Below are 16,106 nucleotides of genomic sequence, written 5' to 3'. Positions count from 1 at the left end.
CAGAAGATTGATTGCATGTCCATGATTGGCCTTACTGTAAACAAGCTCAAGCAATCGCACATCCAATTCGGGAGTGGTTTTCCCATGCCCCACTTTGAATTCATAACGCTGCAAAATAAGAGCATCCTAGGTAGCGCTGCCACCTACCTTTTGATCGTCAAGATAAAAGAAACCACGTGCAACCCACTTAGCCCGTTCCAGAAGTTCATCACCGTCATCAAAAAGATGACTGAATGCCGCGCAAAAAGCTTCTTCAATGTCTTTATTAGTGCACATATCAAAAGCTCCACTGTTCATCGGAAAAGTCCTTATCGGGCAGCGTAATCAGCATCGGTTCGTTGTCAGCCGCCTTTGGTTCAACAGTTGGCGGCGCGCTCTTGATAGGCCGTTGGACAATGATTTCCCCAGTTGGAAGTTCCCAAGAAATTTCCGCAGGAATGCGTGCGCGTACGCAGTTGACCTGGACCCCCGCAATACGCTGTGTGTCGCCCCGCGCAGACTGCGGGCGTTCAAATCCTGGCATGGCCCAAAAGCGCGTCCAAAATTGAGGTGCGCTGAGCACATAGCGCCCATCCCCTTCGCAGAACTGGACGTACGACTTGTACACATCCTTCTTGGGTGTCAGGGTTTGGGCGTCGGGAACAATTCCCACCTCTTCACGCCACGCGCCCACGCAATCGTTTTTATTACGAATGGATTTCTTGAACATCTGTGTAGCTTCGGGCCATTCGTTTTCTGGCAAAAAGCCACCGCGTTTGACAATGCGACTGACCCCTTCCAAAAGCCAATCGAGAACAATGTGCGCTTCTTCTTTCAGAATGCGTTCGGCAAGGTTGGGGATCTTGACGTACGTGCCGTGGCGTTGGTTCCACTTCACCACACACAAGCGGCGATACATGCCGTCGGTTGCGTCGGTAATCATGGGTTCGTCGTTGGAACTGACGATGTGGCAGGATGTATTAACGAATTCAATCATGTCTCGATACAAGAATTTGGCTGTCAGCAAATCGCCGCCGCTGAGCGCTTTAAATGCCTCTTGATCGATACCGCGTGCGCCCCTTTTCACTTCGGGAGTGAAAATCAGACTTGAATTGATGCAGCTTGCCAACGCTTGCGGCTCGCCACACTTATCCAGCCAGATTTGCGCCGTGCGGTGGTGAAAGCCGCGAACAATGGACGACATCACGCCCTTGCCGTTGCCTCCGGTGCCCACCCACCACCAGACCAGCTGATGAGGACCGGGGATCAGCGTCAAGGCGCACTGCTCTTGCACCAGGGCGCGAATATCCAAATCAGGCAATGCGCTGGCAAGGAAGCGCCCAAACAGCGAGTTGGCGGGAACCGCTTGAGGTGTGTGGCGCTTGTTGTAAGACGTACTGACAGTGGCGTTTACGCCGAACGTGAGCCCGAGCTTTTTGTCGGCGGGGAGAACTGAAATCGCACCATCTTTGCCCACGTGCAGGTAACCGTTCTTTGCAGCGATGACAAAGGTGGATCCGTCCCGCTCAGGAAGTGGTTCAAGCGAATTGACGGCGAATTTGAAGCAGTCCATGGACGCGGCGTTGGTGGCCTTGTCCGGCATATGATTGAACAGGAACCGGGATGCCAACGCGGTGCCTTCGGACAGCGATACCGTATCCCAAAACACGCCGTTCCATTTGTACGCCAGCCCATTGGCCTTCGCCCAATCGCCACACTTCCCACTGTTCAAATAATTCAACCAATTCCACGCGGGTGTATTTGATGGGATGATATTGGCGCTATTGATCTTCTTGATTTTCGGCTGACCAGCCTTAGGCTTGGTTTGCTTTACAACCGTGGGGGACGGGGTTGACACAACTGCACTATTTGATAGTGTGTTCGTAGACATTTGTTTCTCCTATAGTTATACCTCTTATGAACCGCTTGGTAGCAGCCAAGCGGTTTATTTATGCTTTTTTGGTGGACTCAAACAGCCAAGTGTCACGCACGGCCAAGTCGGTAAGCTCACGGATGTATTGTGAAACCGTCATTCCGCTGCGCCGTGCAACTTCTTCTAATAAAGCCAACTTCTCCTGATCAAACCGCATTGTGCGACTGACCTTTTGTGGGCGAGCGCGACGCCGGTATGGCTTACGCTTTTTCGCCACGGTGAATTGCAGAACATCGCCCATATACATCCTCCGAAATAATTCAAACATGAATTTGTTTTAATACATAACTTCCTTTTGTCAATAGTATTTTGCAAGACAAAATTCAAAAGGCTTAGACCACAAAGGATTCGGATTGTTTTCAAATCAAAATATCATGTCAAATGCCGTCACTTTTGCGGCCGTTTTTTTTCAATCCACAAACAACAGCCCAAATCCATTGCAGCAGTAAGGATCAGCCGATTTTTACCCTATATTCTGCAAGACAAAATATTGCGTGAGTAGGGCAATGAGTAGGGGTTGAGTAGGGTCTTTAGAAATCACCCTACTCATCCAAAACCATTGCCACATATATCTTTTAAACAATTTGAGTAGGGTGAGTAGGGTCAACTCAATTAAACTTTCATTTGAATACGTCATTATGGCTTATTTCTGCTTTTTTCCTTATATATATCTCAACAATCACCCCACTCACCAACTCATTACCTACAGCCTTACTGCCACAATGATTTCATTGAGTAGGGTCACATTTGAATCACCCTACTTAATGAATAATTTGTATTGCGTTTTTCAACTAACCCCATTTTCGAGCCACTATTTTTGAAAAAAATTATTCCGGTTATGCTCCCAGTAGTCTCCAAACCCCTGGACAATAGATGATCGGTCCGAGTGACGAATGTAGTAGCGCACCCAATTGTCGTCTGGCGACACCGTGCACCGCGTATACCGCATCAAGAACCTAATGCGCCTGCTGCGAATTTGCGGAGTTGGATGGTCGTGCGTTGAGAACGCCTTAATTGCGGCCACAAACGCCGCATCACTTGCTGCGAACAACGCCATCCATTCAGCCGACGATTTATTGTGCGCATCAATTTTGCTTCCACAGAAAAAGCTGTAAACGGCCATTCGTATATCCTTTGCAGTTGAGGAGTGAATATGATGCGCATGCAGCAGTTGATCGGCCACAAAAAAAAAGCCCCCAAATTGGGGGCTGCAATGGACTGCAAGGGACAACTAGGGACTGGGGCTTAACGCCGCCTTATCTCAATGCGTTCGTGATGACGCTCCTCTCCTGCGCAGCAATACGCTCCTGCACCACATCACGCTGCTGCTGTTGCTCATCCAACAACGCCTGTTGTGCTTCGATCATCATTTCTGTGGTACCCCACACACACTCTGTGAGCAAATCAAAAATACAGCCCACAACTGTGCTGTCGTCCAGAACATTTGTGTTGTTCACGATGATCCCGTTTGCCATTTGGAACGCATGCAATTGCACGCTGGGCATTACGGGATGCTGTAGCCATGCGTCCACGTCGCTCTTTCTATAGCGCACTGGCGTAGTGGACCAACGCTCGTCAGTGCGTGCAGGGCGCTCCCCGATGGGCGGCGGCGGCATACCTTGATTGCGCAGGCGCTGCAACGTCTTGGTGCTGACCTGCATCAACACAGCGGCTTGTGCAGCGGTAAGGTGAAGATCCCCAGGTGCTTGGGCCAGCGCTTGGCGCTGTTGTTCGTCAACCTTCGCCATCGCCGCATCCAACGTGACTCATCAGTTCGTGCCGCTGGACCCTGGACACGCGCAACTCGTCCAAATCCTGCGTTCCAGAGGTCAGAGCAACATGGACGGCTTCTGCCCACTGCACGAACGCATTGATATCAGCCCACTGCAGCTCCAAGGCTTCCAGCGCCGTCAGGTGCTCAACCTGCGCCTTCCTGAGCGCGGACTGCACCTGCGTGTCGGTAAGGTCGTATACCGTGCCCAGGACGCGTCCCTGCTCGTCCAGCACCCAAGAGATATCTGCGGTTGCGTCGTGGATCCCAGCAAAGCCCATTGATTTCTTGGACAACAGCCTTTTAAGTCGAGCGACTTCTGCGTTGAGCTCTTTGACTTCGATCTCAAGTCGCAGTGTTTCCACTTCTTTGTGCTTTGCTCCGGCTTCCATCTTCAACTTGCGTTCTTTGAATGATGAGGACGAAAGACCCTCGCGCCACTCATCCAAATCCTCAAGGCGATAGAACACCTTGGCCGATTGCCCCATCCCTCCTCCGCTGCTCAGGCTGTTGGACTTCGGACCAATGCCTTGTGCGTTGTAACGCGAGAGCGTGCGGGTGTGGATCTTGAGATAGAACGCCGCTGCTTCACGGCCTACCGATTGAATTGATCCAGCCCGTGCACGCTCAATCTCTTCTTCAAGTGCAGCGTTGCGTAATGACTGATACTGCGGTCCATCGCGCTGAATTGTGATGTCGTTCAATTCAAATCTCCTGAACTTGCAAGTCAATGCCAATGCTTTGAATTTCGTCAAGTATGCACGACAGGCTCGAAATCACCGCGCCCATCTTACCTGTGAGACTGTTCTTGCGCTTCACGGTCAGTGCGTTGGAAAAGTTCTCCAAGATCCAGCTGCGCGACCTTCGTATGTCGTCATTGTCGAGCAACTTAAGCCGCTCATCAAGAACGCTAAAGTTCCGCCTCAACTCTTGAAATCTGGAATGGGCAAAGGCTGTGTAAGTTGTGTCAGCGGTTCGCTTATCCATCCTTTTCGCATCCTCAACCAAACGCTTGAAATCCCGCACGTCGCTGTAAAGCACGCGCAATTCTTCAACCGTGTGATCTCTGCACTTCTTTTTTTCAAACGCTGCTTGAACCAACAACAGGCTATCCATCATTCTTCCTCGCTATCGTCCTTGATTTTGCGGCCACGCTGACCCGAATGCACAGCAGGGGGCGCGTCGTTGACTTCATCCAAAAAAGGCCTATCTGTCCCTTTCAAAATGTTCCACACGCGCGGACTGGTGGAGATCATTACCTCCTCCACTTTTGCAAAGGCATCACGCAGCACACCCCATTCCTGCTCATTGTACAGATCAGTAACGTTTGCCGTCCCGTTGTGAACTTTGTGGTTAAGCATGTCTGAAACAATTCGACCAGTCAAAAGTGCTTCTGCAAAGCGTCCCAGCGTTCGGCGCAGATCATGTGGTGTCAACCCAACATCGATCTCTTGGCGCAAATCCAACATCCCGGCGTCCACGCGGACGTTTTTAATGATGGACTTGCTGTCACTGTAGTACCCATCTTTAGATCGTGTGGAACGCGCGGGAAATACCCATTTCATTCGGTCCGCCTTTTGCTCAACGCGGTGCACCTCACGCTGAGCTTTGGCAATACGCATGTAGTCACTCGTTTCTTTTTTAACTTCACGAACACCCTGCTCGGCGCGCGCAAGGTCTGTCGGCAATTGCTGCTCGATTTCCATGGCATCTTGCCTGCGCTGGATCAACACGCGCTCGGCAAAATATGCAACCGGCAAGAAGCGCACTTCGCCATTCTTTGTATCGTGGAAAAACACTTGCGAGCCAGGACGTTTCGTGGTCGGGTTGATTTCACTGTGTGACTTTGCAAGCCACACCCACGATACTCTTTCGTTCGCAATGTCGTCTTTACTGGCCTTATCGTACCACTGCAATTGCGCCGCCTCATTTCGACGCGCGCCCCACAGCAATGTGAGAAGCAAATAGTCAACCGCAACAGCGTTGTGCTTGTTTTGCAAATTGCGGCGGAACACCAATGTTTTGAGAACGGCGGGCAGCGATCCATCCTCCTTGCCCAATGGATTGCGCACTTGCGCCTTTCGATAGTGCTCGCGCTTTTCTTTTGCCCCCCGCCACAACTCCAAATCAAACAACGCTTCAACGGGGTTGTGTTCAATTACCACCTTTCGCCCCTCGCGCTGCGCGTCCATACGCTCTTGACGCAGAACCAGTTCAATGGCTCGATTGAGATCTGCAAATGTGTGTTCAACGGCCTCAATACCCGCCGACTTTGCCCGCTGTACGTATTTCCCGCTCAACCCCATTGCGGTGTATTCGTCCATGGTTAGCGCCCACCACTTCTCTTTTTTTGCAAGCAATGGCTTGATGTCGGCCGGAATGCGATTTGATTTAAGCATCGCCGATGTCCGCAAAGCATTCCAAGCACTCGCGATTTGGTCTTGATTCAAATCACGGATCTGCAACTCAGCTAAGCCGACCTCGTCGCGCGCGAGGCGGGCGAGACTGTTGTGAATAGCTTTTGCGCTGTTGGCTTTGCGCTTACCCGTTTCCACCTGTGCTTCCATGCGCTGGATGTAACGCTCCAGGCATTCACGCACAGTGATGTGCTTTGCTTTTGTTTCGCGGCGGATCTGTTCGTCCCGGCGCTTAGGGCTCTCGCCCCCTGTCTCCATGATGTACGCCAATTGCGCACGGGCCTTTTCATGAGCTTGGGCAATTGTCATGTCATCGACAGAACCCAGCGATAGGCGTACCCCGCGCTCCCCGACTCTCTTGCGGATCTCATATGAATTTCCGCTCTTCCCAACGTAGATGCCAAAGCCGGTGGGAGCCCCAGGTGTTCCATCCTGAAAGCGGTAGGGTTTAGGGTCAGGATTTGGCTCAATGACCGTCTTCCCCTGCTTATCCAGTGTCGGCCGTTCATTCGTTGTCAGTGCTCTCAACTGCCGCTCGTTGAGCCGGTATCCCTGTTTGCTCATCTCTGTCACCCTTGTCATTGAACGCCATGAGATGTGTCCACGGCCCCCCAGCACACGCCTACCTTACTATGCTGGACGCCCATGGACACACGCTTTGGGGCACGTGAGCTTCTGTGGACACTGCATGGACACTTTTCGCTGCGCAAGTCGCCTAAAGTCGTCCCGAACTGTCTCAAGCTGTCACCCGCCACCGCCGTATAACCTGTTGAATTTCCGATATATTCTATGCAAAACAATGACTTGAAAAGTCATACACCCGCCATGAAGCAGTTCTTTGCAGCCAAGTCCGACTACCCGGACCTGCTGCTGTTCTTCCGCATGGGCGACTTCTACGAGCTGTTCTACGACGACGCGCGCAAGGCGGCGCGGCTGCTGGACATCACCCTGACCCAGCGCGGCAGCTCCGGCGGCGCGCCGATCCCGATGGCCGGGGTGCCGGTGCATGCCTACGAAGGCTACCTGGCGCGGCTGGTGGCGCTGGGCGAGTCGGTGGCGATCTGCGAACAGATCGGCGACCCGGCCCTGGCCAAGGGCCTGGTGGAGCGCAAGGTGGTGCGCATCGTCACCCCCGGCACCGTCACCGACGAGGCGCTGCTGGACGAGCGCCGCGACACCCTGCTGATGGCGCTGTCGCGCGGCAAGAATGGCTACGGGCTGGCCTGGGCCGACCTGGCCGGCGGCCGCTTCCTGGTCAACGAGGTCGATACCGACGACGCGCTGGAAGCCGAACTGGCCCGCCTGGAACCTGCCGAACTGCTGGTGCCGGACGAAGAGAACTGGCCGGACTTCCTGAAACAGCGCAGCGGTATCCGCCGCCGTGCGCCGTGGCTGTTCGACGCCGACAGCGGTCGCCGGCAGTTGCTGGCGTTCTTCAAACTGCACGACCTCACCGGTTTCGGCATCGACGACAAGCCGCGCGCCACCGCGGCGGCTGGCGCACTGCTGGGGTACGTGGAAGAAACCCAGAAGCAACGCCTGCCGCACCTGACCGCCATCGCCACGGAAAACGCCAGCGAAGCGATTGCGATGAACGCGGCCACGCGCCGCCACCTGGAGCTGGACACGCGCGTGGATGGCGACACCCGCAACACGCTGCTGGGTGTGCTCGACACCACGGTCACGCCGATGGGCGGGCGCCTGCTGCGGCGCTGGCTGCACCGCCCGCTGCGCCTGCGCGAGGTGCTGGTGCAGCGCCACGACGCGGTGGCCACGTTGATCGACCGCGGTGCCGACGGCGATGTGCGCGAGGCGTTCCGTGCGCTGGGCGACCTCGAACGCATCCTCACCCGCGTGGCGCTGCGTTCGGCGCGCCCGCGCGATTTCTCCACCCTGCGCGACGGCCTGGGCCTGCTGCCGGAGGTGCGCGCGGTGCTGGCGCCGCTGGATTCGCCACGGCTGGTGGCGTTGCGCGACGCGCTGGGTTCGCATGACGAATGCGCGCACCTGCTGGCCTCGGCCATCGCCCCCACTCCGCCGATGAAGCTCAGCGATGGCGGCGTCATCGCCGAAGGCTACGACGCCGAACTGGACGAGCTGCGCCGCCTGTCCACCCACGCCGACCAGTTCCTGATCGACCTGGAGCAGCGCGAACGTGCCAGCAGCGGCATCGCGACGTTGAAGGTCGGCTACAACCGCGTGCACGGCTACTACATCGAAATCAGCAAGGGCCAGAGCGACAAGGCACCGGTGCACTACACCCGCCGCCAGACCCTGACCAATGCCGAGCGCTACATCACCGAAGAACTGAAGTCGTTCGAAGACAAGGTGCTGTCGGCGCGCGAACGGTCGCTGTCGCGCGAGAAGCTGCTGTACGAACAGCTGCTGGACACGCTGGGCAGCGAACTGGAACCGCTCAAGCAGTGCGCGGCCGCGCTCAGCGAGCTGGACGTGCTGGCCGGTTTCGCCGAACGCGCGCAGGCGCTGGACTGGGCGCGCCCGGAACTGGACACCGGCGCGTGCCTGCGCATCGAGCGCGGCCGCCACCCGGTGGTGGAAGCGGTGCGCGAGCAGCCGTTCGAACCCAACGACCTGGACCTGCATCCGGACCGGCGCATGCTGGTGATCACCGGTCCGAACATGGGCGGTAAATCCACCTACATGCGCCAGAACGCGTTGATCGTGCTGCTGGCCCACATCGGCAGCTTCGTGCCGGCCAGTCGGGCGGTGATCGGGCCGATCGACCGCATCCTGACCCGTATCGGCGCCGGCGACGACCTCGCGCGCGGGCAGTCCACCTTCATGGTGGAAATGAGCGAAACAAGCTACATCCTGCACCACGCCACCGCGCAGTCGCTGGTGCTGATGGACGAGATTGGCCGCGGCACCTCCACTTACGACGGCCTGGCGCTGGCCGATGCGGTGGCGCGCCACCTCGCTTACGAGAACCGCTGTTACACCCTGTTCGCCACGCACTACTTCGAACTGACCGCACTCGCCGACGAGCAGCACCAGGGCGGCCCCAGCGGCATCGCCAACGTGCACCTGGACGCGGTGGAACATGGCGAGGCGCTGGTGTTCATGCATGCGGTGAAGGACGGCCCGGCCAACCGCAGCTTCGGCCTGCAGGTGGCGGCGCTGGCCGGCCTGCCGCGTGCCACCGTGGCCCAGGCGCGGCGCCGGCTGGCCGAACTGGAGCAGCGGGGCGGCGAGACCGTGGCCGCGACCATGGCCCCGCAGGCGCTGGACGCGCCGCAGCAGTTCGGGCTGTTCACCGCGCCCTCGACCAAGGCGCAGGAGGCCCTGGCCGCGCTGGATCCGGATGAGCTGACCCCGAAGCAGGCGCTGGAGGCGTTGTACCGGTTGAAGGCGCTGGTTTGAGGCGTCACGACCAACGGTCGTGACCTACCAGTCAGGCGTCACGACCAACGGTCGTGACCTACCGCCTTCGCGGGCTGTGAGCCCCGGTAGCGCCGGCCGTTGGCCGGCCTACGCCATCCTGGGGCCGGCCAACGGCCGGCGCTACCAGGCTCTCGTCCCGCGTGAAGGCTTCGCATTTTCTTCGTGCAGGCGGCGTTATGCTCCGGCGGCCCCATCCCGGGGCAAAGGAGTCGATCGTGAATACGAACTCGCTCACCGAAACGTTGTTGTCGCAGCTGCAGGGTCCCGGCGTACAGCAGGTGTCCCGGCAGCTCGGGCTGGACCAGGACCAGGCGTCGCAGGCGGTCACCGCAGCCCTGCCCCTGTTGATGGGCGCACTGGGCAGGAATGCCAGCCAGCCCCAAGGCGCCCAGTCGCTGCTCAATGCGCTTCAGAAGGACCACCTGGCCGGCGGCGGCGGCGGCGGCGGAGGCTTCGACCTCGGCAGCATCCTCGGCGCGGTGTTGGGCGGTGGCGGCGGCAGTGCCACCAACGGTGCCGGTATCCTCGGCCATGTGTTTGGCGGCCAGACCCCGCAGGCCGCGCAGGCGCTGGGCCAGCAGACCGGCCTGGACAGCGGTCGCTCCGGCCAGCTGCTGGCGATCCTGGCCCCGATCGTAATGTCGTTCCTGGCCCAACGGTTCGCCCAGCAGGGCAATGCCGGCCAACTCAGCCAAGCCCTCGAACAGGAAGCACCGCCTGCTGGCAGTGGTGGCATCGGCGGTCTGCTGGGCGGCATGCTCGATCAGAATGGCGATGGAAAGACCGATGTGACGGACGTGTTGGGCTTCCTCAGTAAGCGCTGAGCGTGACCGCACGCGCCGGGCCAGCCCGCCCGGCGGTTTGATAGTCCCACCCTATCGGTTCGGTTGAATCATTCACTTTTACCAATCACTCCACCCTGCTTAACGTAAAGGCGCTCCCTCTGCGTCTCCCCCGAGAGGCCATTCCCTCATTCGCCAGTCCACAGGTAACAGCCCATGAAAAGCGAAGCGAAGTGCCCGTTCAACCACGCCCTCGTCGGCGATGCCACCACCAATCGCGACTGGTGGCCGAACCAGCTCCGTGTTGACCTGCTCAACCAGCATTCGTCCCGTTCGCACCCGCTGGATGCGGACTTCGACTACGCCAAGGCCTTCGCCGGGCTCGACTACGCCGCACTCAAGGCCGACCTGACCGCGCTGATGACCGACTCGCAGGACTGGTGGCCGGCCGACTTCGGCCATTACGGCGGCCTGTTCGTGCGCATGGCCTGGCATAGCGCCGGCACTTACCGTATCGGCGACGGGCGCGGCGGCGGCGGTCGTGGCCAGCAGCGTTTCGCCCCGCTCAACAGCTGGCCGGACAACGTCAGCCTGGACAAGGCGCGCCGCCTGTTGTGGCCGATCAAGCAGAAGTACGGCCAGGCCATCTCCTGGTCCGACCTGCTGATCCTCACCGGCAACGTCGCGCTGGAGTCGATGGGCTTCAAGACGCTCGGCTTCGCCGGCGGGCGCCCGGATACCTGGGAACCGGACCAGGACGTGTACTGGGGCCGCGAAACCACCTGGCTGGGTGGCGACGTGCGCTATGCGCATGGCTCCGAGGGCGTGGTCGAAGACCATGGCGTGCTGGTGTCCGATGACGACGCCGACGGCGACATCCATTCGCGCAATCTGGAAAACCCTCTCGCCGCCGTGCAGATGGGCCTGATCTACGTGAACCCCGAAGGCCCGGACGGCAATCCGGACCCGATCAAGGCCGCCATCGACATCCGCGACACCTTCGGCCGCATGGCCATGGATGATGAAGAGACCGTGGCGCTGATCGCCGGCGGCCACAGCTTCGGCAAGACCCATGGTGCCGGCCCGGCCGACAACGTGGACGTGGAACCGGAAGCCGCAGGACTGGAACACCAGGGCCTGGGCTGGGCCAACAGCTTCCGCAGCGGCAAGGGCGGCGACACCATCACCAGCGGCCTGGAAGTCACCTGGACGCGCACCCCGGCGCAGTGGAGCCACGACTTCTTCGAGATCCTGTTCGGCAACGAATGGGAACTGACCAAGAGCCCGGCGGGTGCGCACCAGTGGGTGGCCAAGGACGCCGAGGCGGTCATTCCGGACGCGCACGACCCCTCGAAGAAGCACCGCCCCACCATGCTCACCACCGATCTGTCGCTGCGCATGGACCCGGCCTACGAGAAGATCTCGCGGCGCTTCCTGGAGAACCCGCAGCTGTTTGCCGATGCGTTCGGGCGCGCCTGGTTCAAGCTGACGCATCGCGACATGGGCCCGCGCGCACGCTACCTCGGTCCGGAAGTGCCGGCGGAAACGTTCATCTGGCAGGACCCGGTGCCGGACGCGCCGACGACCGTGATCAGCGCGCAGGACATCAGCACGCTCAAGCAGCAGATCGCCGCTTCCGGGCTGAGCGTGGCGGAGCTGGTCTCCACCGCATGGGCCTCGGCGTCCACCTTCCGCGGCTCGGACAAGCGCGGCGGTGCCAATGGCGCGCGCATCCGCCTGGCCCCGCAGAAGAACTGGGCAGTGAACCAGCCGCAGCAGCTGGCCAGGGTGCTGGCCGCGCTGGAAAACATCCAGGCCGGCTTCAAGGGTGACGGCGGCGCGCAGGTGTCGCTGGCGGACCTGATCGTGCTGGCAGGCAACGTCGGCGTGGAGCCGGCGGCCACGACGTCAGCGTGCCGTTCACGCCGGGCCGCACCGATGCCAGCCAGGACCAGACCGACGTGGAATCGTTCGCGGTGCTGGAGCCGTACGCTGATGGTTTCCGCAACTACGTGAAGGGCCGTTACAGCGTGCCCGCCGAAGCGCTGCTGATCGACAAGGCGCAGCTGCTGACGCTCACCGGCCCGGAACTGACCGCGCTGGTCGGCGGCCTGCGTGTGCTCGGCGCCAACGTGGACGGCAACACGCAGGGCGTGCTGACCGATCGACCGGGCACGCTGAGCAACGACTTCTTCGTCAACCTGCTGGACATGCGCACGCAGTGGAAGGCCAGCGGCGATGGGTATGAAGGCGTGGACCGCAACGGCAGCGGCAAGCGCTGGACCGGCAGCCGCGCCGACCTGGTGTTCGGCTCGAACTCGGTGCTGCGTGCGATTGCCGAGGTGTATGCGAGTGCGGATGGCGAAAAGAAGTTCGTCAATGACTTCGTCGCTGCCTGGGCACGGGTGATGGAGCTGGACCGGTACGATCTGCACCGGTGATTACGGTTCTGCGGGCGCACGACCAACGGTCGTGCGCTACCCGGGAGTTGTTGCGGTGGCGCCGGCCGTTGGCCTGCATTGGAACCGCTTGGGCCGGCCAACGGCCGGCGCTACCGTGTTGCTTCGCGCGTCGGCATCACGTTGCGTCACCGTGTTACGTCGCGCCCGTGCATCACATGGCGTCGAGATCGCCCAGGGCCTTGATCAGTCGGCGCGCGCGCTTGTCGGGGCGATGCTCCGGCGGCAGGTAGCCGTTCTTCATGGCCGCGCGCTGCGCACGCTGCTCCGCCCTTCGCGCGCGCGAGGCTTCGCTTTCCTCGTACAGCTGCTGCGCCACCGGCGCCGGGCCGCGCAGGTCGCTCAGGCCGCGCACCTGTACGTCATACACCTCATCGCCGCGGCTGATCTGCAGCTGCTCGCCCACGCGCACCGCGCGCGAGGATTTCGGCCGCTGCCCGGCCACGTCGACCTTGCCGGTTTCCACCGCCTGCTTGGCCAGGCTGCGGGTCTTGTAGAAGCGTGCGGCCCACAGCCACACGTCCAGCCGCACGGAGGCGGCGACCAACGGTTGTGCTTCTGTCATGCGGGTGGTTCAGCTCCCCGGCTCGGCCGGTCGTCGATTCAGCGGTTGCGGTGCCGACGGGTTGCCACGGCAACCGGTGCCACCGATCAGCACGGGCACGCCCGCATCCAGATCGCGGCGCTGGCTGCCGACCTGGCATTCGGGTCGGTCCATGGGCCGTACCTGCGCGTCGCGCAGGCGGTCATCCGTACTCGAACATGCGGGCAGCGCGGCGGCAATCAAGAGCGCCAGCACGGCGGGGATGAACCGGTCAGCCGGACGGGTCGGGCGCCGGCGCGCGACCGGAACGTCCGGCGCGGCGGTCGTGCAGTGGGACGCGGAGTGGCGCATCGCAATATCCCGTTGATGGGCGTGGTGCTAGTGTGCCGCTGTCCACGCCTGATCTCCATAGCACATGGCCAAAGCGCCGCTTGACCTCACCACCGGCCCGATCGGGCGCAATCTGTTCCTGTTCGCCCTGCCGATCCTGGCCGGCAACATCGCCCAGTCGCTGAACGGGTCGGTGAATGCGATATGGGTGGGGCGCTTCCTCGGCGAGGCGGCGCTGACCGCGACCGCGAACGCCAACAACATCATGTTCTTCCTGATCGGGTCGGTGTTCGGCATCGGCATGGCCGCCACCATCCTGATCGGCCAGGCGATGGGGGCGCGCGACATCCCGCAGGCGCGGCGGGTGATGGGCACCAGTGCCACCTTCTTCATCGGGCTGTCGGTGGTGATCGCGGTAGCCGGCTGGTGGCTGTCGCACCCGCTGCTGGCGGCGATGGGCACCCCCGCCGCGTCGCTGCCACTGGCCGAGGCCTACCTGAAGGTGATCTTCCTGGCGATGCCGACGCTGTACGCGTTCGCCTTCCTCAGCTCGGCGCTGCGCGGCGTGGGCGATTCGCGCACGCCGTTCCGGTTCCTGCTGCTGTCGGTGGTGCTGGACATCGGTTTCAATCCGCTGCTGATCTTCGGCATCGGGCCGTTCCCGCAGCTGGGCATCGCCGGCGCGGCGTGGGCAACGCTGATCGCACAGACGCTGTCGCTGGCCGGCCTGCTCTGGTACATGCGCAACAAGCGCCATGTGCTGTGGCTGGGGCGCAAGGACATGCACCTGTTCAAGGTGGACTTGGAGATCCTGCGCGCGCTGGTGGTCAAGGGCGTGCCGATGGGGCTGCAGATGGTGCTGATTTCGCTGTCGATGATCATGATGATGACCATGGTCAACAGCTACGGTACCGATACCGCAGCGGCCTATGGCGCGTCACTGCAGTTGTGGACGTACGTGCAGATGCCGGCGATGGCGATCGGTGCGGCCTGCTCGTCGATGGCAGCGCAGAACGTGGGCGCGGGCAACTGGTCGCGCGTGCGCGGGACCGCGCGCAGCGGCGTGCTGTACAACTTCCTGCTCACCGGCGTGCTGATCCTGCCGTTGATCCTGCTCGACCGCTACACGCTGGCGCTGTTCCTGCCCAGCGGCAGCGCGGCGCTGGACGTGGCGCGCCACCTCAACCACATCGCGGTGTGGTCGTTCCTGTTCTTCGGCGTGAACTTCGTGATCTCCGGCGTGGTGCGCTCCACCGGCGCGGTGATTCCGCCGCTGCTGATCCTGGCCGCGTCGTTGTGGGGAATCCGGGTCCCGTTCGCCGAGCTGCTGCAGGACCGCTGGGGCGCCGATGCGGTGTGGTGGAGTTTCCCGGTCAGCTCGTTCTGCGCGATGCTGATGTCACTGGCGTATTACCGCTGGGGCGGCTGGCGCAAGGCGCGCATGTTGCCTGCCCATCGCCAGGAAGTGGCGGCCCCCGCGGAAATTCCGGCATCGCCGCCGTCGCCGGTCGCCGATCCCGCACCGCCGATTGCCGGGGTCGAACGCGGTTAGATGGCGTGGACACGCATGGCGTGTCCCTACGCGACCATCCAACGCACCACGCACCACGCGCCACCGCGTAGCGACACGCCATGCGTGTCCCACGGAACCCAAAACGCAACGCACGACGCCCCACCGCGTAGCGACACGCCATGCGTGTCCCACGGGGCCTGAAACGCAGACGGCCACCCGAAGGTGGCCGTCTGGTTGGGTAGGTACCGACCGTTGGTCGGTACCCCACGCCGGAATTACTGGGCAGCCTTGGCGGCCAGGCGCGCGGCCTTGGCCTGCGCTGCAGCAGCCAGATCTTCCTTGATGCGGGCAGCCTTGCCTTCCAGGCCACGCAGGTAGTACAGCTTGCCGGCGCGGACCTTACCACGACGCTTCACTTCGACCGAGTCGATGATGGCGCTGTGGGTCTGGAAGACGCGCTCGACGCCGTAGCCGTGCGAGATCTTGCGGACGGTGAAAGCCGAGTTCAGGCCGGCGTTCTTGGTGCCGATGACGACGCCTTCGTAAGCCTGCACGCGCTCACGGTTGCCTTCCTTCACCTTCACGTTGACGACGATGGTGTCACCCTGGCTGAACTGCGGCAGCTCACGGGTAATCTGGGCGGATTCGAAATCCGAAAGAATGGTCTTGTTCAGCTTGCTCATGGGTGCACCGATAGTAGTTCGGGTGGTCGTGTCGTTCGACAACGTGGGCTCATGCAGTCACCGGACTGTGCTGCACGTTTTTTGTAGGGATTCCTGCCATCGGGCCGGTGAGGCCTGATGGGAATCCGGGATTTTAACCAGTTTCTGGATCTGTTACCAGTCCGGTAGCGCCGGCCGGTGGCCGGCCCCCCCGCCCCCCGGGGCCCCCCCCCCGCGGGGCCCCCCGGGGGGGGGGCGGGGGCGGGGCCCCCGGGGGGGGGGCGGGGCCCCTATCGTTTAAAACAAACACCGCC

At 61.0% G+C, this 16,106-nt stretch carries 13 protein-coding genes and 1 pseudogene; 4 read left to right on the top strand and 10 right to left on the bottom strand.

What is annotated here, in order from left to right; translation table 11 throughout:
- Positions 1 to 126: 126 nt before the first annotated feature.
- The 7 genes from RWO33_RS00070 to RWO33_RS00040 all read right to left on the bottom strand — a co-directional run bounded on the left by RWO33_RS00070 (position 127) and on the right by RWO33_RS00040 (position 6,664).
- Complete coding sequence (locus RWO33_RS00070) at positions 127 to 297, bottom strand: hypothetical protein (RefSeq protein ID WP_314100773.1); 171 nt, start codon at positions 295 to 297, stop codon at positions 127 to 129.
- Positions 278 to 1,870: a DUF5906 domain-containing protein gene (locus RWO33_RS00065; RefSeq protein ID WP_314100771.1), complete on the bottom strand. Its 1,593-nt coding sequence runs from the start codon at positions 1,868 to 1,870 to the stop codon at positions 278 to 280. The genes RWO33_RS00070 and RWO33_RS00065 overlap by 20 nt, the downstream gene beginning before the upstream one ends.
- Positions 1,871 to 1,928: 58 nt before the next feature.
- Entirely contained in the window at positions 1,929 to 2,153 is a 225-nt protein-coding gene (locus tag RWO33_RS00060) for a hypothetical protein (RefSeq protein WP_282257797.1), read from the bottom strand.
- A 1,015-nt stretch (positions 2,154 to 3,168) separates the two neighbouring features.
- Positions 3,169 to 3,660: a helix-turn-helix domain-containing protein gene (locus RWO33_RS00055; RefSeq protein ID WP_314100769.1), complete on the bottom strand. Its 492-nt coding sequence runs from the start codon at positions 3,658 to 3,660 to the stop codon at positions 3,169 to 3,171.
- Complete coding sequence (locus tag RWO33_RS00050) at positions 3,647 to 4,387, bottom strand: hypothetical protein (protein ID WP_314100768.1); 741 nt, start codon at positions 4,385 to 4,387, stop codon at positions 3,647 to 3,649. Before RWO33_RS00050 ends, RWO33_RS00055 begins: the two co-directional genes overlap by 14 nt.
- Before the next feature lies 1 nt (position 4,388).
- Positions 4,389 to 4,799 carry a hypothetical protein gene (locus RWO33_RS00045; RefSeq protein ID WP_314100766.1) on the bottom strand — a complete coding sequence of 137 codons (411 nt, stop codon included), beginning with the start codon at positions 4,797 to 4,799 and terminating at the stop codon, positions 4,389 to 4,391.
- On the bottom strand, positions 4,799 to 6,664 hold the full coding sequence (locus RWO33_RS00040) for an integrase family protein (protein WP_314100764.1): 1,866 nt from the start codon (positions 6,662 to 6,664) through the stop codon (positions 4,799 to 4,801). Before RWO33_RS00040 ends, RWO33_RS00045 begins: the two co-directional genes overlap by 1 nt.
- Before the next feature lie 225 nt (positions 6,665 to 6,889).
- On the opposite strand from RWO33_RS00040, the gene mutS reads away from it, so the two are divergent.
- The 3 genes and pseudogenes from mutS (at position 6,890) to katG (ending at position 12,725) form a co-directional block, all read left to right on the top strand.
- Positions 6,890 to 9,481, top strand: coding sequence for a DNA mismatch repair protein MutS (gene mutS, locus RWO33_RS00035; protein WP_314100763.1), 2,592 nt, complete (start codon positions 6,890 to 6,892; stop codon positions 9,479 to 9,481).
- 233 nt (positions 9,482 to 9,714) lie between these two features.
- A complete protein-coding gene (locus RWO33_RS00030; protein WP_314101043.1) occupies positions 9,715 to 10,326 on the top strand; it encodes a DUF937 domain-containing protein in 612 nt (203 codons plus the stop codon).
- A 174-nt stretch (positions 10,327 to 10,500) separates the two neighbouring features.
- A pseudogene (gene katG / locus RWO33_RS00025) lies at positions 10,501 to 12,725 on the top strand (catalase/peroxidase HPI).
- Positions 12,726 to 12,897: 172 nt separating this feature from the next.
- On the opposite strand, the gene RWO33_RS00020 reads toward katG, so the two are convergent.
- Both RWO33_RS00020 and RWO33_RS00015 read right to left on the bottom strand, forming a co-directional pair.
- On the bottom strand, positions 12,898 to 13,308 hold the full coding sequence (locus RWO33_RS00020) for a S4 domain-containing protein (RefSeq protein WP_145478221.1): 411 nt from the start codon (positions 13,306 to 13,308) through the stop codon (positions 12,898 to 12,900).
- Between the two features lie 9 nt (positions 13,309 to 13,317).
- Complete coding sequence (locus RWO33_RS00015) at positions 13,318 to 13,551, bottom strand: hypothetical protein (RefSeq protein ID WP_083214258.1); 234 nt, start codon at positions 13,549 to 13,551, stop codon at positions 13,318 to 13,320.
- 151 nt (positions 13,552 to 13,702) lie between these two features.
- On the opposite strand from RWO33_RS00015, the gene RWO33_RS00010 reads away from it, so the two are divergent.
- Positions 13,703 to 15,169 carry an MATE family efflux transporter gene (locus RWO33_RS00010; protein ID WP_314100761.1) on the top strand — a complete coding sequence of 489 codons (1,467 nt, stop codon included), beginning with the start codon at positions 13,703 to 13,705 and terminating at the stop codon, positions 15,167 to 15,169.
- Between the two features lie 236 nt (positions 15,170 to 15,405).
- Here RWO33_RS00010 and rplS read toward each other — a convergent pair whose 3' ends face one another.
- Entirely contained in the window at positions 15,406 to 15,813 is a 408-nt protein-coding gene (gene rplS, locus RWO33_RS00005) for a 50S ribosomal protein L19 (RefSeq protein ID WP_145478223.1), read from the bottom strand.
- Positions 15,814 to 16,106 lie beyond the last annotated feature (293 nt).

It is taken from the genome of uncultured Stenotrophomonas sp., assembly GCF_963519925.1.
In the GTDB taxonomy this organism is placed as follows: domain Bacteria; phylum Pseudomonadota; class Gammaproteobacteria; order Xanthomonadales; family Xanthomonadaceae; genus Stenotrophomonas; species Stenotrophomonas maltophilia_AE.
The sequence above is the reverse complement of the archived record's forward strand: the minus strand, read 5'-3'. Positions and strand labels throughout refer to the sequence as shown.

What these genes read in the sequence shown, in the direction of transcription:
- rplS (WP_145478223.1), bottom strand. Translation starts at nt 15,813, where the DNA reads ATGAGCAAGCTGAACAAGACCATTCTTTCGGATTTCGAATCCGCCCAG.
- RWO33_RS00040 (WP_314100764.1), bottom strand. Translation starts at nt 6,664, where the DNA reads ATGAGCAAACAGGGATACCGGCTCAACGAGCGGCAGTTGAGAGCACTG.
- RWO33_RS00055 (WP_314100769.1), bottom strand. Translation starts at nt 3,660, where the DNA reads ATGGCGAAGGTTGACGAACAACAGCGCCAAGCGCTGGCCCAAGCACCT.
- RWO33_RS00060 (WP_282257797.1), bottom strand. Translation starts at nt 2,153, where the DNA reads ATGGGCGATGTTCTGCAATTCACCGTGGCGAAAAAGCGTAAGCCATAC.
- RWO33_RS00020 (WP_145478221.1), bottom strand. Translation starts at nt 13,308, where the DNA reads ATGACAGAAGCACAACCGTTGGTCGCCGCCTCCGTGCGGCTGGACGTG.
- RWO33_RS00010 (WP_314100761.1), top strand. Translation starts at nt 13,703, where the DNA reads ATGGCCAAAGCGCCGCTTGACCTCACCACCGGCCCGATCGGGCGCAAT.
- RWO33_RS00045 (WP_314100766.1), bottom strand. Translation starts at nt 4,799, where the DNA reads ATGGATAGCCTGTTGTTGGTTCAAGCAGCGTTTGAAAAAAAGAAGTGC.
- mutS (WP_314100763.1), top strand. Translation starts at nt 6,890, where the DNA reads ATGCAAAACAATGACTTGAAAAGTCATACACCCGCCATGAAGCAGTTC.
- RWO33_RS00065 (WP_314100771.1), bottom strand. Translation starts at nt 1,870, where the DNA reads ATGTCTACGAACACACTATCAAATAGTGCAGTTGTGTCAACCCCGTCC.
- RWO33_RS00070 (WP_314100773.1), bottom strand. Translation starts at nt 297, where the DNA reads ATGAACAGTGGAGCTTTTGATATGTGCACTAATAAAGACATTGAAGAA.